Raw genomic sequence first — 21,858 nt, 5'->3', positions numbered from 1 at the left:
GAGATGAAGGTGTATGAGCTCAAGCGCGCCCCCAACGCCCGCCGGGTCAGGATGTTTCTGGCGGAGAAGGGGGTCGAGATGACCTATCAGCAAGTGGACCTGGGGGCAGGGGAGAACCTGAGCCCGGCGTTTCTGGCCAAGAACCCGGCCGGACGCATCCCGGTGCTGGAACTCGATGACGGCACCCATATCAGCGAGACCCTGGCCATCTGCCGCTACTTCGAGGAGCTCTATCCCGACCCTAACCTGTTCGGTACCACGCCACTGGAGCGCGCGACCATAGAGATGTGGAGCCGTTTCATCGAGTTCAACCTCTGGCTGCCCACCGGCATGGCGTTTCGCCACATCACCGGGTTCTACAAGGATCGCGAGACTACCTTTCCTGAATGGGGGGAGGAGTGCAAGCTGAACGCGCTGGCCTGGTTTGGCAAGCTGGACGAGCGGCTGGCCGAGGTCCCCTATGTGGCGGGAGAGCGCTTCACCATCGCCGATATCCTGACCCTCTGTACCATAGATTTTGGCAAGGTGGTCGGACTGCGTATCGCCCCCAACCAATTGCATTTGCAGGACTGGCATGAGCGGGTCAGCGCCCGTCCAAGTGCCCAGGCTTGAATCACAAGGAGCCCACGATGATCGATCTCTATACCGCAGCAACCCCCAATGGCTTCAAGGTCAGCATTGCCCTCGAAGAGCTGGGCCTTCCCTACCGAGTGATCCCGCTCGACCTGTCGGCGCTGGATCAGAAGCAGCCCGACTTTCTGGCGATCAACCCCAATGGCCGCATCCCGGCCATCGTCGATCGGGACAACGGTGACTTCGCCGTGTTTGAGTCCGGCGCCATCCTGCTCTATCTGGCGGAGAAGGCGGGCAAGCTGTTGCCGCAGGACCCCAAGCGCCGCTCCCAGGCCATCCAGTGGCTGATGTTCCAGATGGGCGGGGTCGGCCCCATGATGGGGCAGGCCAACGTCTTCTACCGTTACTTCCCGGAGAAGATCCCGGCGGCCATCGAACGCTATCAGAAGGAGGGGCGCCGCCTGTTTGAGGTGCTGGACGTCCATCTGGCCCATCACGAGTACCTGGCCGACGAGTACAGCATCGCCGACATCGCCACCTGGCCTTGGGTGCGGATCCATGACTGGAGCGGGATTTCCATCGACGGCCTGCCTCATCTGCAGGCCTGGATGGAGCGGATGGCCGCCAAGCCCGCGTGTCAGAAGGGGGTCAACATTCCGCCCCGCAAGGAAGAGACGCCTGAAGAGGCGGCCAAGCGGGTGCAGCAGATGATGACCCGCTGAGGTCAAGATGGCCCCGTCATGGGGCCATCTCTTTTATCTGTTCTTTCTATTCCGCCCGTCATCCGATTTTGCCTGAACAACTCCCGTCCCCGATGCCCCGGACCCATGATCCACGGCCTCTCTGCCCATGGCCGCGTGCGGCTCTCGTAGTCATCAGGCCCGCCATGAACAGGCCAGGTCGCCGAGCAGATAACGCCTTGATTTGGCGAGCCGGAAAGGGGCATAGAGATAGTTATATTAGAAAAACTAGGGAAAGCTGATTATAAAGATTCGTTCGTTTTTTGTGAGCTGAATCACTAAGATTCACGCAAGCCAAGGGAGCGTCCTGCTCCCGGCCGGTGCGGGTTCTCCGCCTTGTTTTTTTACCCTTGATTGACCCTTGTTTGGATCCCCTCCGCAGCTATCTGCCAGGGGTGCGGCAGCTTTTTGATGATTTGCGGGACTGAGATATGTATCGGCACAGTTTTTACCCCCTGTTTCTTCTGACCATTCTGATGGTCGCGGTGGGTCAGATGACCCAGACCCTGTATGTGCCCTCCATTCCCATGATGGCGGGGGACTTCGATGTGGCCTCCGGCCAGCTGCAGGCGGTGATGGCTTGTTACCTCATCCCGTACGGGCTCTCCCAGTTTGTCTATGGCCCGCTGTCGGATCGCATCGGCCGTCGTCCGGTGTTGCTCATCGGCATGATGGTGTTTCTGGTGGGTACCCTGACCATCCAGCTGATCCCGAGCTTCATGGCGCTGCTGATCGGCAGCTTCATTCAGGGGCTGGGCACAGGTGCCGGTGGTGCCATGAGCCGCACCGTAATGCGCGATCGCTACAGCGGCGCCGAGCTGAACCGGGCCAACAGCCTGGTGAGCATGGGGGTGATCTTCTCCCCGCTGCTGGCGCCCGTGCTGGGTGGCTGGTTGACCGAGCTGTTCAACTGGCGCGCCGGTTACTGGTTCCTGTTCGGCTTCGGCGCCCTGACCACCCTGGCCCTGCTGGCCTGGTTTGGCGAGACCCTGCCGGTGACCGCACGTCAGCAGCCACTGCGGGTCGGTGCCGCCTATCGCCACGTGCTCGGCAACCCGCGCTTCCAGGGCAACCTGCTCTGTCTGATGGCGACCTTCGCCGGCCTGGCGGTGTTTGAGGCGGCGGCGGGCGTGCTGCTCGGCGACGTACTGAAACTGAGCGCGCGTACCGTGAGCGTGCTGTTCGTGCTGCCGCTGCCCGGCTACCTGTTCGGCGCCTGGCTCTCCGCCAAGCTGAGCTTCCGCCTGAGCCAGGGCAAGCTGATGCGCCTTGGCATCGCCTTCCTGGCGCTGGGCTCGCTCATCATCCTGGTGCCTGGCCTGTTCGGGCTGGTGAGCGCGGCCTCCCTGGTGGGCGGCGCGGCTGTCTACTTCATCGGCAGCGGCATCCTCTACCCGACCGCCACCTCCTGCGCCATCGAGCCCTTCCCGGGGCAGGCGGGGACCGCCGGCGCCATCCTGGGGGGGATGCAGAACCTGGGGGCGGGTATAGTCACCCTGCTGGCCGCCTGCTTCCCGATGGAGGGGCAGGTAACCCTGGGCGCCATCATGACGCTGATGGTGTTGCTGGTGGTGCTGAGCTTCACCTGGCTGCGCCACCATGGCTCGCCCCACGAGCAGATGGCCGTCTGAGTGCATCGAAGATAGGTGAAGAGCCCGCCCTCGTCGGCGGGCTTTTTATTGCGCTGGGTTGGCAGCAGGAAGGAGAGGGCCGCCGTCCGCCTGTTTGCGGTGGGGGCTCCTCCTTCTGTCGTTCAGGCGTCAGGAGAGCGGGAGCCAGCGTCCGGCGGCGGCGTGACTGGCCAGGCTGGCCTCGATGAAGCGCATCCCCGCCACCCCGTCCTCCACCGTGGTGAGGGCCAGGCTCTCGGGGGGCGGCGCCAGCCCGGCCGCCAGGGCGTGGATCTGCAAGGCCGCGTCCGTGTAGAGCTGGGCGAAGGCCTCCAGATAGCCCTCGGGATGACCGGCGGGCACCCGGCTGGCGTGGCGCGCCGCCGCGCTCTCCACCCGGCCCCGGGTCAGCCGCTGGCTGGCCCCGCCAATGGGGGTCAGCCAGAGCGCATTGGGCTCCTCCTGCCGAAAGATCAGGCTGGCCTTGTCGCCATAGAGGCGGATCTGCAGCCGGTTCTCCTCGCCGCTGGCGACCTGGCTCGCGTTAAGCGACCCGCGCATCCCGTTGGGGTAGCGCAGCCAGACCTGCAGATGATCGTCCACCAGCCGCCCCGGCACGAAGCTGTGCAACTCGGCGGCGAGCTCGCTCGGCAGCTGCCTGGTGATGAAGGCCGCCAGCTGGTAGGCGTGGGTGCCTATGTCGCCGAGGCAACCCGCCCGCCCGGCGCGGGCCGGATCGGCCCGCCAGTCCGCCTGTTTGTTCTGACCGGGGGGGATGGGGTTGGCGAGCCAGTCCTGCAGGTACTCGACCTGCACGTAGCGCAGCTCGCCGAGCTCACTGGCGGCGACCAGCTCGCGGGCGTGGCGCACCATGGGGTAGCCGGAGTAGGTGTGGGTGAGGGCAAACAGCCGCCGCTGCTGGCGGGCGAGCCGGGCGAGCTCCTCCCCCTCGGCCAGGGTCAGCGCCAGCGGCTTGTCGCAGATCACGTGGATACCGGCTTTGAGAAAGGCGCGCGCCACCGGGGCGTGCAGGTGGTTGGGGGTGGTGATGGCCACCACCTCGATGCCGTCGGGCCGGGCCGCCTCCGCCTGAGCCATCTTGGCGTAATCCTCGTAGGCGCGGGCCGGATCCAGCCCGAGGGCGAGGGCGCTCGCCCGGGCGTTGGCGGGATCGGCGGAGAGGGCCGCGGCGAGCAGCTCATAGTGATCGTCCATACGGGCCGCCAGCCGATGCACGGCGCCGATGAAGGCCCCCTGGCCACCGCCCACCATGCCCAGACGCAGTCGTCTCGTCATTTTTTCTCTCCCATCTTGCCGCCCGAATTACCGCTCAAGCTATCGCCGAGGCCGAGCAGGCTTCTGACTGCCTCCCGCGTCAGACCGCTGCCGGCGAAGTCATCGAAGGGGCGCTCGGCGACCCGGATCAGGTGGCGGCGGATGAAGTCGGCCCCCTCGGCGGCGCCATCCTCCGGGTGCTTGAGGGCGCACTCCCACTCCAGCACGGCCCAGCCGGGGTAGTCGTACTGGGCGAGCTTGCTGAAGATGGCGCCAAAGTCGATCTGGCCATCCCCCAGGGAGCGAAAGCGCCCCGCCCGCGCCAGCCAGGGGGCGTAGCCCCCGTAGACCCCTTGCCGCCCCGACGGCCTGAATTCGGCATCCTTCACGTGAAAGGCGCGCACCCGCTCGTGATAGAGGTCGAGGAAGGCGAGGTAATCGAGCTGCTGCAACAGCATATGACTGGGGTCGTAGAGTACGTTGACGCGAGGATGTTCGCCGGTTGCCTCGAGGAAGCGCTCCAGCGTGGTGCCATCGAACAGGTCCTCCCCCGGATGCAGCTCGTAGCAGACGTCCACCCCGGCCTCGTCAAAGGCCTGCAGCAGGGGGAGCCAGCGCCGGGCCAGCTCGGCGAAGGCCTCCTCGATGAGCCCGGCGGGCCGCTGGGGCCAGGGATAGAGATAGGGCCAGGCGAGGGCGCCGGAGAAGGTGACGTGGGCGCTGAGCCCGAGCCGGCGGGAGGCGAGGGCGGCCGCCTTGAGCTGGTCGGCGGCCCATTGGGTGCGGGCGGCGGGCTTGCCGCGCACTGCCGCCGGGGCGAAGCCATCGAACAGGCTGTCATAGGCGGGGTGGACGGCCAGCAGCTGGCCCTGCAGATGGGTGGAGAGCTCGGTGATGACCAGCCCCCGCTCGGCCAGCAGGCCGCTTATCTCGTCGCAATAATCCTGGCTGCCAGCCGCCAGGCCCAGATCGAACAGGCGCGGGTCCGTCGGCAGCTGCAGGCCGCGAAAGCCGAGGCCGGCGGCCCAGTCCGCCAGGCCGGTGAGCGTATCGAATGGCGGCTGCTCCCCCATGAACTGGGCGAGGAAGATGGCCGGTCCCTTGATGGTCTTCATGGGCACTCCTGAATAAGAAGAGGGATGAGTCTCAGGACGACAGGCTGGCGACCGGAGCCTCCGGTCGCCAGCCATCCCTTAGAACGGGGAGTCGGGGAAGTAGAACTCCTTGGCCGTTTGCGGGGTGATCAGCACCGAGGGGATGATGGTGTTGGCCGGCAGGCGCTCGCCCTTGAGGCGGGCCTCTGCGGTGAGCATGATGGCGTCATACATGAACTTGGGGGAGTAGGAGACGTTGGCCTGGATGCGGGGATCGCTGCCGTCCATCAGGGTCTTGATCGCCCCCTTGGCCCCGGCGCCACCGAACACCAGCTTGATGTCAGTGCGCTTGGCCTGATCGATGGCCTTGAGCACCCCCACCGCCATGTCGTCATCGGCGGCCCAGACGGCGTCGATGTGCTTGAAGCGGGTCAGGAAGTCCTGCATCACCTTGAAGGCATCATCCCGGTTCCAGTTGCCATATTTGGCGTCGAGGATCTTGATGCCGCCATGCTGCTTCATCACCCCGCTGAAGGCCTCGAAGCGCTCGTTGTCCAGGGTGGTCGGAATGCCGCGCAGGGCGACTATGTCTCCCTTGCCATTCAGGGTCTTGGCCATGAACTCGGCCGGCAGCTTGCCGAAGGCGGTGTTATCCCCGGCCACGTAGGCATCCTGGGCGCTGACGTCGGTCAGCCCCCGATCGACCACGGTGACATAGACCCCCTTCTGCTTGAGCTGGGCGACCGGCTTGGTCAGGGAGGCTGACTCAAACGGGAAGATGACTAGCGTGTCTATCTTGTTGACCGTCAGCAGATCCTGCAGCTGGTTGGCCTGTTCGGGGGCATTGGCGGCGGTCTTGACGATCACCTTGAGATCGGGATTGGCCTTCTCCAGATCCTCCTTGGCCTTGTTGGCCCACCAGACGATGCCGGCGGTGAAGCTGTGGGTCGCGGTCGGGATGGAGACCCCCAGGGTCATCTTCTCGGCCGCCGAGGCGCTGCCGGCAGCGATCATGAGGGCGCAGGCGCCCAGGGTGTGTAGCATCTTGTTCATCTTGATAGCCTCTTGACTGTTGGGCTTGTGCCCGTTCCTTGTCGCTGGCGAGGGGAGACCCCGCCGCTCGTTTCACTGCCGTTTCTTCGCCTTCGTCTTCCTGTCCACAACAGTCTCAACGCCTGTGTTGCATGAAGGCGACCATGATGATCACGATGCCCTGCACGGCGGCATTGAGGTAAACACTGATGATGCTGGTCAGATTGAGGATATTGCTGATGACCGACAGCAGTATGGCACCCACCAGGGTGCCGAAGATGCGCCCCTCGCCCCCCTTGAGGGAGGTGCCCCCCACCACCACGGCGGCGATGGCCTCCAGCTCCCACAGCAGCCCGGTGGTGGGGGTGGCGGAGCCGAGACGCGGCACATAGAGCAGGGTGGCGATGCCGACGCAGAGCCCGAGCAGCGCATAGGTGAGCAGCTTGACCAGATCGACCCGGATGGCAGCATAGCGCGCCACCTGTTCGTTGGAGCCGATGGCCTGCACATGGCGGCCGAAGGCGGTGCGGTTGAGCAGCAGCCCCCCCGCCAGCGCCACCAGCAGCAGGACCCAGACCGGGATGGGAACGCCCAGCAGGCTGCCGTAATAGACGGGGCTGTAGCTATCGCTGAGGGCATCGTCCAGGGTCAGGGCGCCGCCATCGGCCAGATAGGTCAGGACGGCCCGAAAGATGCCGAGGGTGCCGAGGGTGACGATGAAGGGCTCAATCTTGCCCCTGGTAATGAGCAGGCCGTGACCGGCGCCAAACAACAGGCCGAGCAGCAGGGCCAGCCCTATGCCGAGGATCACCACCAGCAGGGGGGCATCCGCCAGCGCCCCGGCGCCGAGCCGGTTCATGACGAGGATCATGGCGCCGGCGATCAGGGCGGCCATGGCGCCGACCGAGAGATCGATGCCGCCGGACATGATCACGAAGGTCATGCCCACCGCTATGATGCCGATGAAGGCGGTGCGGGTCAGCACGTTGAGCAGGTTGTCCAGGGTGGCGAAATCGGGGTTGAGCAGGGTCCCGAGCAGGCACAGCAGGATCAGCCCCAGCAGCGGGCCCGTGCCCGATAGCAGGGAGAGTAACCGCTCTTTGCGGCTTTCAGTGGGTACCTGTTGCATAGGCGATCAACTCCTCTTCGGTCAGATGATGGGCGGGCAGCACCGCCTGGAGGCGGCCGGCCCGCAGCACGGCGACTCTGTGGCACAGGCCGATCAGCTCGATCAGCTCGCTCGAGATGACGATGACGGCGCGCCCCTCGGCGGCCAGTCGCTGGATCAGGAAATAGATGTCACGTTTGGCACCGACATCCACCCCCCGGGTGGGCTCGTCGAGGACGATGACCCTGGGGTCCGGGTGCAGAAACTTGGCGAGGGCCAATTTTTGCTGATTGCCCCCCGACATCATGCGGGCCCGGGCCGAGTGGGAGCCGGCCTTGATGCCGAAATCATTGATAGCCTTGCTGAGGGCCGCCCGCTCCGCCCCCTTGTCCAGCCAGGGGTGGGCATAGCGTGCCAGCGTCATCAGGGTGAGGTTCTCGGCCAGCCCGAGTTGCAGGTGCAGCCCCTTGCCCTTGCGATCCTCCGGCAGATAGGTGAGCCCCTGGCGCACGGCGGCGCGCGGGCTGTCGATGCGCACCTCCTTGCCAGCCAGCTGGATCCTGCCCGCCTGGCGCTCGCGCAGGCCCAGGATGGCCTCGAAGGCCTCGGTGCGACCGGCCCCCACCAGCCCGGCGAAGCCATAGATCTCGCCGCTGCGCACCTCGAAATCGAGATCCTCCACCCAGCCGGGGACGCAGAGCCCGCTCACCGCGAGGGCGATCTCCGTGCCCTCCGGCGGCAGCAGCCTGGGCGGGAACATGTCCGACATCTCGCGCCCCACCATGAGGTTGGCCATCTGCTGACGGCTGAACGACGCCGTCTCGCCCCGGCTGACGAAACGGCCGTCGCGCATGACCACCACCTCGTCGGTGATGCGCTGGACCTCGTCCAGCTTGTGGGAGATGTAGATGATGGTGGTGCCCTGTGCCTTGAGCCTGGCGATGAGGGCGAACAGCCGCGCCGTCTCCCCCGGGGTCAGGGTGGCGGTCGGTTCATCCATGATCAGCAGGCGGGCCTGGCGCGACAGCGCCTTGGCGATCTCCACCAGCTGCTTCTCCGCCACTATGAGCTGGCGCACCCTGGAGGCGGGGGCGCGTTGCAGCCCGACCAGCTCCAGGTAGTGCTGCGCCTGGGTCGCCATGGTGTGCTCGTCCAGCAGGCCGCCCCGGGTCAGCTCATGGCCGAGGAACAGGTTCTGGGTCAGGGTGAGGTGCTCGGCCAGGTTGAGTTCCTGGTGGATCAGCACTATGCCCGCCTGCTCCGCCTCCCGGGAGGAGTGCCAGCCGCGCTCCTCGCCATCGATGCGGATCAGCCCGGCGCTGATCGGCTCGTAACCGGCGAGGATCTTCATCAGGGTGGACTTACCGGCGCCATTCTCCCCCAGCAGGCCGTAGACCCGCCCCGGCGCCAGGCTGAAGTCGACCCCGTGCAGCACCCGGATGGGGCCAAAGTCCTTGCAGACGCCGCTAAATTCGACACTGAGGCTCATCAGTTTCTCCTGTTGTGATCAGCCAGAATGGCCTGCTTGTGGGGGCTTGCATCAGGCGCTCCCTCTGCTGACGAGCCGATGGGGGAGCAGGCGGCCGATCAGCGGGGTGTCGGGGGCGTTCAAGCGCTGCAGCAGCAGGCGGGCGGCCTCGGCACCGAGCTCGTCCATGGGTTGCGCCATGGTGGTGAGCGGCGGATTGAGCTGGGCGCTCATGGCGATGTCATCGAAGCCCATGATGGCGATGTCGTCCGGGATGCGCAGCCCCGCCTCTTGCAGGCTGTGCATCAGGCCGATGGCCAGCGCATCGGCGACGGCGAAGACCGCAGTCGGACGGTGCGGGCAACGGAGCAAGTGCTGCGCCGCCTCGGCCCCGGCCAGGAAGCTGAAGCTGGTGACCCGGATGTTCCACTCCTTCGCCAGGGTCAGTCCGGCCTCTGCCAGGGCCTGGCGGACCCCGGCCTCGCGCTGGCGGGCGTAGAGGTAGGCGGGATCCGCGCCTATCAGCGCGATGCGGCTGTGGCCCCGGCTCAGCAGATAGCGGATCGCCTCCGCTGCCGCCCCCTGGTTATCTATGCCCACGTAGGGAACCGGCATGGCAGGGTCAAACTCACAGCAGGCGACCCAGGGCAGCGCGTTGATCTCCTGGCTCAGCCCCTGCTGGATGGAGTCGGGATCCAGACAGATGGCGCCGTCGGCTCTGTGGGTGCGCAGCAGCTCGAAGGCCGAGCACTCCCGGCCCGGATCGGCGCCGGTGTCGCACAGCAGCACGAAGTAGCCGTGCTGGCGGGCCACTCTGTCTATGCCGCGCACTATCTCGATGTAGAAGGGGTTGGTGAGGTCGGGCACCATGATGAGCAGCAGCCAGCTTCTGGCGGTGCGCAGGCTGTTGGCCAGCTGATTGACTCTATAGCCGAGTTCCTCGACGGCGAGGTTGACCTTGGCCTTGGTCTTGCCGGCGACCCCCTCCTGATGGTTCAGCACCCTGGAGACGGTGGCGACCGACACCCCGGCCCGCGCCGCCACGGCGGCCATGGAGACGGGGTTGACGGGGGCGGGGGTGCGGCTCATTCCAGCTTCCTGTGTTTAAAATGTAATCGATTACATTTTTAGGTGAGACCGGGAGAGTTCGCAAGGGTGAAGTAACAAAAAAATAACAAATAGATATCGCATTGATATTATGCGTATTTTTAATAGCGATTTTGCTGTGATAGGGGCTGGGCGCGGGCCGTGGATAAAAAAAGCCCGTCATCATGATGACGGGCTTTTTACTGTAGGTACCCCGGAGATGCCGTTGCCGGTTTGGGCCCTTGAACCGTGAGTTCAAGGCGGAGATCTAAACTGGCCGCAGGCTTCTCGGTCGGGCCGAGCATGCACAATAGTCAGAAGATAGAACTCCTGTTGGGTATGATTATCGGCTCGGGGACTTGAACCGGCTGACGCACATCCCAGGGAATTTTAAAACGGGTCGCGTTTAGGGCTGCAGGCCCTGCTCGCTGGAATCACCATATTGTCCGTGCTCGATCAAGGCAGCTTCGATGGTGCGCTGCAGCATCTTGATCCGCTTGTCCATGGTCTCAGAATATTGGTGGTTCTTGTCTTTTTCAAGGCAGAGCTCATGACAGAAGTTGAGCGCCGCCATGATGGCAAGCTGTTCATTGCTGGAGACCTTGGAGCGTTGACGCAGCTCGATAAGCTTGTCACTCAGCTGGTCGGCGGCCTGGCGCAGGGCATCCTGCTGTCCCAGGGGACAGGATACCTTGTAGGGACGTCCCAAGATGACGATTTCTACGGCCTCTATGCTCATGCCTTCCTCAATACGGCGGGGCTGATTTCCGCCTTTATCCACGTGGACAACTGGGCGGGACTATATAGCGCAGATACAGAAGTTTCAAGGCCTTGCTGGCCCTGGAAGGGGGAGAATGCTAGGATCCTTGCCATAAATTTTGCATATTTGCCTGAACTTTGAGCGGATCTTCGATGAGCAAAACGAACCCCCCGAAATACGCGGTCGTGGCCGACCTGATGGAACAGCACGAGCTGATGGCTACGGCTGTCGAGGCCCATGGCGTGATCTGTGGCCTGGTCTGCGGTGGCGTGGCACTGGATGACAAGAGCTGGTTGCCCCCCTTCAACGATCTGGTCAACGACGGTTTCGGTCTGCCGGCACCGGTGCGCCAGCTGATGACCGATCTCTATCACGAGGTGATCGAGAGCCTGATGGCCCAGAAAGGGGTCGAGCTGCTGTTGCCAAGCGACGAGGAGCCGCTCGATGAGCGTATCGACGCCCTGGTGGACTGGTCCCAGGCCTTCCTTGCCGGTTTCGGCGTGGTGCAGCAGGAGCTGTCCAAGGCCTCGGAAGAGCTGCAGGAGATGATCCAGGACATCGCCAGCATCACCCAGGTCTCTGCCGAGTTCGATCAGGAGGATGACGAGAACGAAGCCTCCTTCCTGGTGCTCTACGAGCATGTGCGCCTCGGGGTCATGATGACCTTCGAAGAGTTCGGCAAGCGCCCCGATACCCCGAACACGCCGCCGACCCTGCACTGATCCCCGTGACTGTGCCCGTCATTGCATGAAAAGAGCGCCGAAGGGCGCTCTTTGTGTATGGGAGCGTTGTATTGGGGAGGACCAAGTCTGGCAGCGGATTGCCCGGCTAAGCGATGGCCCAGAATCGGTTTTTGCCCGTGGCTTCGCATCCCGCCCCCCGGCTTTGTGATAGCATGAGCCCATGTTTTAGCTGCTTCCCCTCATCTCATGTCTCAATCCTCTCTGGTTCACGTCGATGTGGCTATCGTCGGCGGTGGTATGAGTGGCGCCGTGCTGGCGCTCTCCCTCGCGGCCCTGCGCGGGCCGACCGGTGCGCCCCTGCAGATCCTGCTGCTGGAGGCGAGCGCCCCCGAACTCAATGCCCATCCCGGCTTCGATGCCCGTGCCATCGCCCTCTCGGCCGGTACCTGCGAGGCGCTTGAGCGCCACGGTCTCTGGTCCCGCTTCGCCCCTCACTGCGCCCCTATCACCGACATCCACGTCTCGGACAGGGGTCATCCCGGCCAGGCCAGGCTGTCGGCGGCGGAGTACGGACTGCCCGCGCTCGGTCAGGTGATCGAGTTGTCGGCGGCGGGCATCGAGCTGCAGCGGGGGATCGCCGCCTGCCCCCATATCCGGATGTGCTGCCCGGCCCAGCTCTCGGCCATTGAGCCGCTCGAGGATGGGGTAGTCCTGACCCTGGCGAGCGGTGAGCGCTACCAGAGCCGGCTGCTGGTGGCGGCCGATGGGGGCAACTCCTTCGTACGCCAGCACTTCAAGCTGGCGGTGACCCGCCACGACTACGAGCAGAGCGCCATCATCGCCACCGTCAGTACGGCGCAAGATCCGGCCGGTCGGGCGTTCGAGCGCTTCACCGAGGGGGGGCCGCTGGCGCTGCTGCCGATGCAGGACGGGCTCTCCTCCCTGGTGTGGAGCGTCGCCCGAGCCGAGGCGGACGCACTGATGGCGCTGGATGACGCCGCCTTCCTGACCCGCCTGCAGCAGGCCTTTGGCTGGCGGCTCGGGCGCTTCGAGCGCAGCGGCCAGCGCCACCTCTATCCGCTGGTGTTGACCGCCGCCGACTACCCGCTGGCCCAGCGCACCGTGCTGGTGGGCAATGCCGCCCATCTGCTGCACCCCATCGCCGGCCAGGGCTTCAACCTCGGCATGCGCGATCTGGACTTGCTCACCCAGGCGGTGGCCCAGGCGCTGGCGGCCGGGGAAGAGATCGGCAGCTTCGGGGTGCTGAGCCGCTACTGGCGGCGGCGCCAGGAGGATCAGGCCCACACCATCTGGCTGACCTCGTCCCTGGCCCAGCTCTTCTCCAATGGCCACGCACCCCTGGTGGCGGGCCGCAACCTGGCGCTCTCCCTGATGGGACGGCTGCCCTGCCTCAAGGCACCGCTGGCGGCCCAGACGCTGGGGTTCGTCAGCCAGACGGCGACAAGGTGAGGGATGCGTCGAGCGTCCGACCGGCAGGCCAGACCTGCCCCGGTTTATGTTCCCGGTGGCCCGGTGCGGCCGGGTATGAAAGGAAATAGATGATGCAAATGCAGACGGTGGATGTGGTGATCGTGGGTGGTGGCATGGTGGGCCTTGGGCTCGCCGCCGCGCTCAGGGAGAGTGAGCTCAAGGTGGTGGTGGTGGAGGGGCAACTGCCCGATCCCGCGCTCGGGGACGCGCCGGACAACAGGGTCAGCGCCCTGAGCCTCGCCAGTCAGCAGATACTGCAAGGGGTGGGTGTCTGGGCCGGGATCGCGGCGCGGCGCCTGCAGCCGTACGACAGGATGCAGGTGTGGGAGCAAGACAGCTTCGGCCATATCGATTTTGATGCCGCCAGTCTGCGCCAACCGGCACTCGGCCACATCGTCGAGAACAGGGTCATCCAGCTGGCGCTGCTGGATGCCATTGCGGGGGCGAGCAACATCAGCCTGCTCACCCCGGCCCGGGCCGCCAGCCTGCAGAGCAGTGCGGCGGGTTCAGTGCTGCTGCTGGACGACGGCCGCGCCCTCTCGGCCAAACTGGTGGTGGCGGCCGATGGCGCCCACTCCTGGGTGCGCCGCCAGGCCGACATCCCGCTCACCAGCTGGGATTACGGCCACCACGCCCTGGTGGCGACGGTGCGCACCCAGGAGCCCCATGAGGCGGTGGCGCGCCAGATCTTCACCCCGGACGGCCCGCTCGCCTTCCTGCCCCTGTGGCAGCCAGATCTCTGCTCCATCGTCTGGTCGGTGCCCGCCGCCCGCGCCGAGGCGCTGTGCGCCTGCGATGACGAAAAGTTCAACCGCCAGCTCACCACGGCATTCGACGGCCGGCTGGGACTGTGCAAGGTGGAGGGGGCCCGCAGCGCCATCCCGCTCACCGCCCGCTATGCCCGCGATTTTGCCCGCGAACGGCTGGTGCTGGTGGGGGATGCGGCCCACACCATACATCCGCTGGCGGGGCAGGGGGTCAACCTGGGCCTGCTGGATGCGGCGGCCCTGGCCGAGCAACTGCTGCGCAGCCACAGCGCGGGGGTGGACATCGGCCTGCTGGCCAACCTGCGCGGCTACGAGCGCTGGCGCAAGAGCGAGGCCGCCCGCATGCTGGCGGCGATGGAGGGGCTCAAGCGGCTGTTCAGCGGCAATCATCCGCTCAAGAAGCTGATGCGCGGGGTGGGGCTGCGGGCGGTCGATGGGCTGACGCCGCTCAAGCAAGGGGTGATCCGGGCCGCCATGGGGCTGGACGGTGAGTTACCCGCCTTGGCCAAGGGGAAAAATTTGCCGACCCGGCTGAAGTAAGAGGGTGATCCGGGCCGGACGGCGAGCCGCCGGCGCTAGCCAAGGGTGAAAAAATCTAATATTACTCGGGGTTTTTAACAACAAAACTAATCTGACGAGGCTGATTGCCCCTGCGGGGTGTCAGCCTTTAATGTTGGCGCCAGGCGAAACGTTTTTCTGCAAATTGTGACGGAACGGTAAAAATCAACATTAAATCTCGCAAATGTCGGTCATGTACTGTTTTTATCACTGTTTTTACCTTAGTGTCTGGTGTCAGTTTGCCGTGAGCGGATTAGTTTTTTTTGAGCGGCGCCCTAGCGCTCTTGTCATATAATCCGCTCCGTTCAAGGAATCACTCTTGCCCGCAAGGGCGGGAACGAGCACAGACCTTGTGATCCTGTCTCCCTTCCTGATGTTCAAGCGAGATGGGACGGATTGCGAGTGTTGTCGCTAACGCTTAAGGAAACACAGCGATGATCCAGACTACTGTACTGCATCCCAAACACCTGGAAGCTGGCGCCAAGATGGTGGACTTCCACGGTTGGGAAATGCCCATCAACTACGGCTCCCAGCTGGAAGAGCACCACGCGGTGCGCACCGATGCGGGCATGTTCGATGTCTCCCACATGACCATCGTCGACCTGACCGGCGAGCGGGTCAAAGCCTTCCTGCAACACCTGCTGGCCAACGACGTGGCCAAGCTCACCGTCCCCGGCAAGGCCCTCTACAGCGGCATGCTCAATCCGGACGGTGGCGTCATCGATGACCTCATCACCTACTACCTGACCGATACCTTCTACCGCCTGGTGGTGAACTCCGCCACCCGCGACAAGGATCTGGCCTGGATCCGCCACCACGCCATCGACTTCGCCGTGAGCGTGACCGAGCGCCCCGAGCTCGCCATGATCGCGGTGCAGGGCCCCAACGCCAAGGCCAAGGCGGCCAAGGTGTTCAACGCCGAGCAAAACGCGGCCGTCGCCGGCATGAAGCCCTTCTTCGGCGTGCAGGCGGGGGATCTGTTCATCGCCACCACCGGCTACACCGGGGAAGATGGCTACGAGATCGTGGTGCCCGAGCCGCAGGCCTGTGCCCTGTGGCAGGCGCTGCTGGATAACGGCGTGGCCCCCTGCGGCCTGGGTGCCCGTGACACCCTGCGTCTGGAAGCCGGCATGAACCTCTACGGCCAGGACATGGACGAGAGCATCAGCCCGCTCGCCGCCAACATGGCCTGGACCCTGGCTTTTGAACCTGGTGACCGCCAGTTCATCGGCCGCGCCGCGCTGGAGGCCCAGAAGGCCGCCGGTACCCAGCCCAAGCTGGTGGGCCTGGTGATGGAAGAGAAAGGGGTGCTGCGTGCCGGCATGCCGATCACCTTCACCAGCGCCAGCGGTGAGTCTCGCGAAGGTGTGATCACCTCCGGCTCTTTCTCCCCCACCCTGGGCTACAGTATTGCCCTGGCGCGGGTGCCCCGTGACATCGGCGCCGAGGCCCAGGTGGAGATCCGCAAGAAGCTGGTCACCGTCAAAGTCACCAAGCCGGCCTTCGTCCGTAACGGCCAGCCCCTGGTGTAATCATCCATCGCGGCGAAGGGGTGCCCCTTCGCCGAACCATTTTTGTTGAAGCGATCCAAGAGCATAAAGGAAGCACAAATGAGCCATATCCCGAGCGAACTGAAATATGCCACCTCCCACGAGTGGGTCCGTGTTGAAGCCAACGGTGAGGCCGTGGTCGGTATCACCGAACACGCCCAGGACTTGCTGGGAGACATGGTGTTTGTCGATCTGCCGGAAGTGGGCAAGCAAATTGGCGCCGGTGAAGACTGCGCCGTGGCCGAGTCGGTGAAAGCCGCCTCCGACATCTACAGCCCGGTGAGCGGCGAGATTATCGCCATCAACGAAGAGCTGGAAGGCAGCCCCGAGCTGGTCAACTCCGACCCCTACGGCGCTGGCTGGCTGTTCCGCATCAAGCTGGATGACGCCGCTGAGCTGGCCAACCTGCTGGATGCCGAAGGCTACCAGAACGTGGTAGACGAAGAGTAAGACTGTCGGGCCCTGCAATGATTTGCAGGGCTTTTTTGTATGACAGCCCACCGGCGTCCGTCGCTAGGTGGACGGGGTGAAGTCGCCCGCGCCAATCCGCTTGCCGCCCGCACTTGGGGGTGAGCCGGCGCCAGCATCGCGACCCCCCGCCGATGCTCCCGCAGCATCCGGTGCCGCCCGCGCCAGAAGAGTGCCCGCGGTGCCCAGAACATGAGTGGAGTCGGCCCGTGCCGGCTATCAGGAACATCTATCAGGAATAGGGAAATGACCCAGTCACTGTTTGAACTCGAGCAAAAAACCGATTTCATCCGCCGTCACATCGGCCCGGGTGAGGAAGAACTGCGCGCCCTGCTGGCCGAAGTGGGCGCCGAGAGCCTGGACGATCTGATCGAACAGACGGTCCCCGCCGCCATCCGCCGCCTGGGCCCGCTCGGCATCGGTGCCCCCATGACCGAGGTCGAGGCGCTGGCCAAGCTCAAGGGCTACGCCGCCCAGAACCAGATCGCCAAGAGCTACATCGGCATGGGTTATCACGACACCCACGTGCCCCACGTCATATTGCGCAACGTGCTGGAAAACCCGGGCTGGTACACCGCCTATACCCCTTATCAGCCGGAGCTGGCCCAGGGCCGTCTCGAGGCGCTGCTCAACTTCCAGCAGCTCACCCTGGATCTGACCGGCATGGATCTGGCCAGCGCCTCCCTGCTGGATGAGGCCACCGCCGCCGCCGAAGCCATGGCGCTCGCCAAGCGCATGGCCAAGTCCAAATCCAACCTCTTCTTCGTGGCCGACGACGTGCACCCCCAGGTGATCGACGTGGTCAAGGAGCGCGCGGTGCACTTCGGCTTCGACGTGAGCGTCGGTCCGGCTGCCCAGGCGGTGAGCGAGGCGGTGTTCGGTGCCATGTTCCAGTTCCCGGGTACCACCGGGAATGTGACCGATCTGCGGGCGCTGATTGCCGCGGTCCAGGCCCAGAAGGGGCTGGCCTGCGTCGGCGCCGACATGCTCTCCCTGCTGCTGCTCAAATCCCCGGGTGAGCTGGGCGCCGACGTGGTGTTCGGCTCCGCCCAGCGCTTCGGCGTGCCCATGGGCTACGGTGGCCCGCACGCCGCCTTCTTCGCCACCCGCGACGCCTACAAGCGCTCCATGCCGGGCCGCATCATCGGTGTCTCCAAGGATGCCCGTGGCAAATCTGCACTGCGCATGGCGATGCAGACCCGTGAACAGCATATCCGCCGCGAGAAGGCGAACTCCAACATCTGTACCGCTCAGGTGCTGCTGGCCAACATGGCGAGCTTCTACGCCGTCTACCACGGCCCGGTGGGGCTGAAAACTATCGCCTCCCGCGTGCACCGCCTGACCAGCATCCTGGCGCTGGGGCTCAAGGCCAAGGGGCTGAGCCTCAAGCACGACAGCTGGTTCGATACCATCACTGTGCTGACCGCCGACAAGGCAGCCCTGATCGCCAAGGCCGAGGCCCTGCACATCAACCTGCGGGCCGATCTGGATGGCGCCGTCGGGGTATCCCTGTCCGAGACCAGCACCCGCGGCGACGTAGCCGAGCTGTTTGACCTCTTCCTGGGCCAAGGGCACGGGCTGGATGTCGAGGCACTGGATGCCAAGGCTCAGGCTCATCAGGCCATCCCGCAGGATCTGCTGCGCAGCGATGCGGTGCTGACCCACGAGGTGTTCAACAAGTACCACTCCGAGACCGAGATGTTGCGCTACATCCACCGTCTCGAGGCCAAAGATCTGGCCCTCAACTACGCCATGATTTCGCTCGGCTCCTGCACCATGAAGCTCAACGCCACCGCCGAGATGATCCCGGTGACCTGGCCCGAGTTTGGCAAGCTGCACCCCTTCGCCCCGCTGGCCCAGACCAAGGGCTACCAGCTGCTGCTGGCAGATCTCGAAGACTGGCTGGTGAAGGTGACAGGTTACGACGCCGTCTGCATGCAGCCGAACTCCGGCGCCCAGGGCGAGTACGCGGGCCTCTTGGCCATCAAGAAGTATCACGAGTCCCGCGGCGAGGGGCATCGCGATGTCTGTCTCATCCCGGCATCGGCCCACGGTACCAACCCGGCCTCCGCCCAGATGGCGGGCCTCAAGGTCATAGTCACCGCCTGCGACAAGTTCGGTAACGTGGATCTCGACGATCTGCGCACCAAGGCCGCCGAGGTGGGGGATCAGCTCTCCTGCCTGATGGTGACCTACCCCTCCACCCACGGGGTGTACGAGGAGACCATCAAGGAGGTGTGCGACATCGTTCACCAATATGGCGGTCAGGTGTACCTGGACGGCGCCAATATGAACGCGCAAGTAGGTTTGACGGCGCCAGGCTTTATCGGCGCGGACGTGTCGCACCTGAATCTGCACAAGACCTTCGCCATTCCCCATGGCGGTGGCGGCCCGGGCATGGGCCCCATCGGCGTGAAGCAGCACCTGGCGCCGTTCGTGGCCGGTCATGCGGTGGTCAAGACCGACAAGGAGAGCCGCAACAACGGCGCCGTCTCGGCAGCCCCGTTCGGTTCGGCCAGCATTTTGCCCATCAGCTGGATGTACATCGCCATGCTGGGGGACGAGGGGCTGAAGAAATCCACCCAGGTCGCCATCCTCAACGCCAACTACCTGGCCAAGAAGCTGGGGGAATCCTTCCCCGTGCTCTACACCGGTCGCAACAACCGCGTGGCCCACGAGTGCATCCTGGACATCCGTCCGCTCAAGGAAGCCTCCGGCATCAGCGAGATGGACGTGGCCAAGCGGCTGATGGACTACGGCTTCCACGCGCCGACCATGAGCTTCCCGGTGGCGGGCACCCTGATGGTCGAGCCGACCGAATCCGAATCCAAGCGCGAGCTGGATCGCTTCGTCGAGGCCATGACCCGCATCCGCGCCGAGATCGGCAAGGTGCAGGACGGCCACTGGAGCCTGACCGACAACCCGTTGGTCAACGCGCCCCACACCCAGGATGACGTGATGGACGAGCAGTGGGCGCGCGGTTACAGCCGCGCCGAGGCGGTCTTCCCCTCCGACGCCGTGCGCGCCGCCAAGCTGTGGCCCTCGGTCAACCGCATCGACGACGTCTATGGCGATCGCAACCTGTTCTGCTCCTGCATCCCGACCGAGGATTACGCCAAGTAATCACGGCCATTTAAGTTGGAAACTCAAGGACCCTGCATTGGCAGGGTCTTTTTTATTCGTCTTCTGACTGTACTTGGTGTTGGCCCGGTCTCGGCCTTGATCAACAAGGCCGCGGCATGTTCATCGCTCGCAATACAACTCCCCTGAGGACTCTCAATCCACCCAGCCGGACATCCATCGAGGCTGCGCTCTGTGGTTGCACCAGGCCACTGAGTTCTGGCAGCGCCATCCATCCCGTGGTGGTTGGAGACTCAATAACCGGCTGCACTACAATGCGAAAGGGGAACAAACATCAGCAGGGCGGTATCCAGGGATGAAAAAAACGATGTTGGCACCGTTGTTGGCGGTGTTGCTGGTAACCGGTTGCCCCGATCGGCAAGCGGAGCCGACAACAGACAAGCAAGAGAAAGCCAGCGTGAAGGCCCCGGCAGGCGATGTTGTCGCTCTGGCTCAGCAGGGTGATGCCAAGGCGCAATTTAACCTGGGCCTGATGTATGCCACCGGCGAAGAGGTGCCGCAGGACTTCAAGCAGGCGCTTGCCTGGTACCGCAAGGCCGCTGAGCAGGGGGATGCCGGGGCGCAATACAACCTCGGCCTGATGTATTACCGAGGCCAAGGGGGGCCACAGGACTACAAGCAGGCCGCGGCCTGGTATCGCAAGGCCGCCGAACAAGGGAATGTCCAGGCGCAATTTAACCTGGGCCTGATGCATGCTACCGGCCAAGGGGTGCCAGAGGATTTCAAGCAGGCGTTCACCTGGAGCAGTAAAGCCGCCGAGCAGGGGGATGCCAAGGCGCAAAGCAGCCTGGGCCTGATGTATGCCACCGGCCAAGGGGTGTCTCAGGACGACAAGCAGGCGTTCGCCTGGTATCGCAAAGCCGCCGAGCAGGGGGAGGCCAATGCGCAATTCAACCTGGGCGTGATGTATGACCACGGCAAAGGGGTGCCACAGGACGACCAGCAGGCGCTCGCCTGGTACCGCAAAGCCGCCGAGCAGGGGGATGCCGGGGCGCAATACAACCTGGGACTGATGTATTACCGCGGCCAGGGGGTAGCACAGGACTTCAAGCAGGCCGCTGCCTGGTATCGCAAGGCAGCCGAGCAAGGGGATACCCATGCGCAATTTAACCTGGGGGTAATGTATTACAACGGCGAAGGGGTGCCACAGGACTTCAAGCAGGCGCTCGCCTGGATCAGCAAAGCCGCCGAGCAGGGGTATGCCATGGCACAGAACAACCTGGGGGTGATGAATTACCGCGGCCAAAGGGTGCCACAGGACTTCCTGCAGGCGTTAGCCTGGTATCGCAAAGCCGCCGAGCAGGGATATGCCAAAGCGCAGTTCAATCTGGGCGTGATGTATGAACGGGGTGAAGGGGTGCCACAGGACGACCGGCAGGCGCTCGTCTGGTACCGTAAGGCCGCCGAGCAGGGGGATGCCGATGCGCAAAACAACGTGGGCCTGATGTATTACCACGGCGATGGGGTACCACAGGACTTCAAGCAGGCGCTCGCCTGGTATCGCAAGGCCGCCGAGCAGGGTGAGGTCAATGCGCAAACCAGTCTGGGGGTGATGTATGAACACGGGCAGGGGGTACCAAAAGATGACCAGCAGGCGGTCGCCTGGTACCGCAAGGCCGCCGAGCAGGGGTATGCCGGGGCGCAAACCAGCCTGGGGGTGATGTATTACCGCGGCGATGGGGTGCCAAAGGACTTCAAGCAGGCCGCGGCCTGGTACCGCAAGGCCGCCGAACAGGGGTATGCCGGGGCGCAAACCAGCCTGGGGATGATGTATGCCAGCGGCCAAGGGGTGCCGAAGGATGTCAAACAGGCATATGCCTGGTTCTCGGTTGCCGCGGCCAACGGCAGTGGCAAGGCGGCTGAGTGGCGCGACGCTGTGGCCAAGGAATTGCCCCCCGCCGCACTGGCAGCGGCGCAGGCACTGGCCGGCCGCTACTTTGAGCAGTATCCATCCAAGCCGTAACGAGCTGGCGCGCAAGCTGGAAGAGGCAACCCTGGGGCTATTCGCGGCGCCCGACTATATCGAGCGCATGGGCATGCCTTCTTCGTTGGCGGAATTAAAAACCCATCGCTGTATTCTGTTTTTGATCCCCAGCACCGGCCGCGCGCTCCCCTGGCAATTGTGCGAGGGGGGCGTGGATGTGGATTGGATGCCGGAGGCCGCGCTGGAAGTCACCGATGATCCCCTCGGTGTCGTGTCGCTGGCAGAGAGCGGGCTGGGTATTTGTCAGGCTTATGATTTCATCGTCGCCGAGCGGATTGCGCGCGGCACTCTGGTGGAAATCATGCCGGAACTGCGCGGGCGCCTGCGCGTTTTTTCGCTGATCTATGCCCCCCATAAAACCCTGACCACGGCGGCCAAGGCCTTTATCGAGGTGATGTTGTCTGACTAAAGGTTTGTGGTACGGTGCCTGATATGGCATTTGATAGGCAATCAGTTTCCCACTTGAACCA

Annotated in this window: 18 protein-coding genes and 1 other RNA gene; 11 read left to right on the top strand and 8 right to left on the bottom strand. The window is 64.4% G+C overall.

All coding sequences use genetic code 11. The features are described 5' to 3' along the window. The first annotated feature begins 3 nt into the window (after nucleotides 1-3). From KW825_RS10055 to emrD, 3 genes are all read left to right on the top strand, one after another. Nucleotides 4-612 carry a glutathione S-transferase family protein gene (locus tag KW825_RS10055; protein ID WP_218329102.1) on the top strand — a complete coding sequence of 203 codons (609 nt, stop codon included), beginning with the start codon at nucleotides 4-6 and terminating at the stop codon, nucleotides 610-612. Between the two features lie 17 nt (nucleotides 613-629). Further along, complete coding sequence (locus tag KW825_RS10050; RefSeq protein ID WP_218290894.1) at nucleotides 630-1,295, top strand: glutathione S-transferase family protein; 666 nt, start codon at nucleotides 630-632, stop codon at nucleotides 1,293-1,295. Nucleotides 1,296-1,744: 449 nt separating this feature from the next. Beyond that, the gene (gene emrD / locus KW825_RS10045) at nucleotides 1,745-2,944 is read left to right on the top strand and encodes a multidrug efflux MFS transporter EmrD (RefSeq protein ID WP_218329101.1); all 1,200 of its coding nucleotides are present in this window, start codon (nucleotides 1,745-1,747) and stop codon (nucleotides 2,942-2,944) included. 129 nt (nucleotides 2,945-3,073) lie between these two features. On the opposite strand, the gene KW825_RS10040 is transcribed toward emrD, so the two are convergent. From KW825_RS10040 to zapA, 8 genes are all read right to left on the bottom strand, one after another. Beyond that, nucleotides 3,074-4,219 carry a Gfo/Idh/MocA family protein gene (locus KW825_RS10040; protein WP_218329100.1) on the bottom strand — a complete coding sequence of 382 codons (1,146 nt, stop codon included), beginning with the start codon at nucleotides 4,217-4,219 and terminating at the stop codon, nucleotides 3,074-3,076. Further along, complete coding sequence (locus KW825_RS10035) at nucleotides 4,216-5,313, bottom strand: sugar phosphate isomerase/epimerase (RefSeq protein WP_218329099.1); 1,098 nt, start codon at nucleotides 5,311-5,313, stop codon at nucleotides 4,216-4,218. The genes KW825_RS10040 and KW825_RS10035 overlap by 4 nt, the downstream gene beginning before the upstream one ends. A gap of 78 nt (nucleotides 5,314-5,391) precedes the next feature. Beyond that, nucleotides 5,392-6,345, bottom strand: coding sequence for a substrate-binding domain-containing protein (locus KW825_RS10030; protein WP_218329098.1), 954 nt, complete (start codon nucleotides 6,343-6,345; stop codon nucleotides 5,392-5,394). Between the two features lie 115 nt (nucleotides 6,346-6,460). After that, nucleotides 6,461-7,453: an ABC transporter permease gene (locus KW825_RS10025; RefSeq protein ID WP_218329097.1), complete on the bottom strand. Its 993-nt coding sequence runs from the start codon at nucleotides 7,451-7,453 to the stop codon at nucleotides 6,461-6,463. Continuing rightward, complete coding sequence (locus tag KW825_RS10020; protein WP_218329096.1) at nucleotides 7,434-8,921, bottom strand: sugar ABC transporter ATP-binding protein; 1,488 nt, start codon at nucleotides 8,919-8,921, stop codon at nucleotides 7,434-7,436. The genes KW825_RS10025 and KW825_RS10020 overlap by 20 nt, the downstream gene beginning before the upstream one ends. Nucleotides 8,922-8,972: 51 nt before the next feature. Next, the gene (locus KW825_RS10015; protein ID WP_218329095.1) at nucleotides 8,973-9,989 is read right to left on the bottom strand and encodes a LacI family DNA-binding transcriptional regulator; all 1,017 of its coding nucleotides are present in this window, start codon (nucleotides 9,987-9,989) and stop codon (nucleotides 8,973-8,975) included. 204 nt (nucleotides 9,990-10,193) lie between these two features. Beyond that, nucleotides 10,194-10,376, bottom strand: a non-coding RNA gene (gene ssrS, locus KW825_RS10010) — 6S RNA. A 16-nt stretch (nucleotides 10,377-10,392) separates the two neighbouring features. Then, nucleotides 10,393-10,725 carry a cell division protein ZapA gene (gene zapA / locus KW825_RS10005; protein ID WP_042652432.1) on the bottom strand — a complete coding sequence of 111 codons (333 nt, stop codon included), beginning with the start codon at nucleotides 10,723-10,725 and terminating at the stop codon, nucleotides 10,393-10,395. Between the two features lie 173 nt (nucleotides 10,726-10,898). Here zapA and KW825_RS10000 point away from each other — a divergent pair, with 173 nt between their 5' ends. The 8 genes from KW825_RS10000 (at nucleotide 10,899) to KW825_RS09965 (ending at nucleotide 21,797) form a co-directional block, all read left to right on the top strand. Continuing rightward, the gene (locus KW825_RS10000) at nucleotides 10,899-11,468 is read left to right on the top strand and encodes a UPF0149 family protein (protein ID WP_218329094.1); all 570 of its coding nucleotides are present in this window, start codon (nucleotides 10,899-10,901) and stop codon (nucleotides 11,466-11,468) included. A gap of 207 nt (nucleotides 11,469-11,675) precedes the next feature. Next, a complete protein-coding gene (gene ubiH, locus KW825_RS09995) occupies nucleotides 11,676-12,899 on the top strand; it encodes a 2-octaprenyl-6-methoxyphenyl hydroxylase (RefSeq protein ID WP_218329093.1) in 1,224 nt (407 codons plus the stop codon). 92 nt (nucleotides 12,900-12,991) lie between these two features. Next, nucleotides 12,992-14,227 (top strand): FAD-dependent 2-octaprenylphenol hydroxylase, encoded by a 1,236-nt coding sequence (locus KW825_RS09990; protein WP_218329092.1) that lies wholly within the window; start codon nucleotides 12,992-12,994, stop codon nucleotides 14,225-14,227. Between the two features lie 452 nt (nucleotides 14,228-14,679). Then, nucleotides 14,680-15,777: a glycine cleavage system aminomethyltransferase GcvT gene (gene gcvT / locus KW825_RS09985; protein WP_218290904.1), complete on the top strand. Its 1,098-nt coding sequence runs from the start codon at nucleotides 14,680-14,682 to the stop codon at nucleotides 15,775-15,777. Between the two features lie 78 nt (nucleotides 15,778-15,855). Continuing rightward, on the top strand, nucleotides 15,856-16,245 hold the full coding sequence (gcvH, locus tag KW825_RS09980) for a glycine cleavage system protein GcvH (RefSeq protein WP_042652427.1): 390 nt from the start codon (nucleotides 15,856-15,858) through the stop codon (nucleotides 16,243-16,245). Nucleotides 16,246-16,509: 264 nt separating this feature from the next. Further along, nucleotides 16,510-19,386 (top strand): aminomethyl-transferring glycine dehydrogenase, encoded by a 2,877-nt coding sequence (gcvP, locus tag KW825_RS09975; protein ID WP_218329091.1) that lies wholly within the window; start codon nucleotides 16,510-16,512, stop codon nucleotides 19,384-19,386. 325 nt (nucleotides 19,387-19,711) lie between these two features. Further along, nucleotides 19,712-21,367: an SEL1-like repeat protein gene (locus KW825_RS09970; RefSeq protein ID WP_218329090.1), complete on the top strand. Its 1,656-nt coding sequence runs from the start codon at nucleotides 19,712-19,714 to the stop codon at nucleotides 21,365-21,367. Continuing rightward, nucleotides 21,342-21,797: a LysR substrate-binding domain-containing protein gene (locus tag KW825_RS09965; protein WP_218329089.1), complete on the top strand. Its 456-nt coding sequence runs from the start codon at nucleotides 21,342-21,344 to the stop codon at nucleotides 21,795-21,797. Before KW825_RS09970 ends, KW825_RS09965 begins: the two co-directional genes overlap by 26 nt. Nucleotides 21,798-21,858 lie beyond the last annotated feature (61 nt).

It is taken from the genome of Aeromonas sp. sif2433 (assembly GCF_019218705.1).
Taxonomy (GTDB): Bacteria; Pseudomonadota; Gammaproteobacteria; order Enterobacterales; family Aeromonadaceae; genus Aeromonas; species Aeromonas encheleia.
This window is presented reverse-complemented; position numbering and strand designations above follow the sequence as displayed.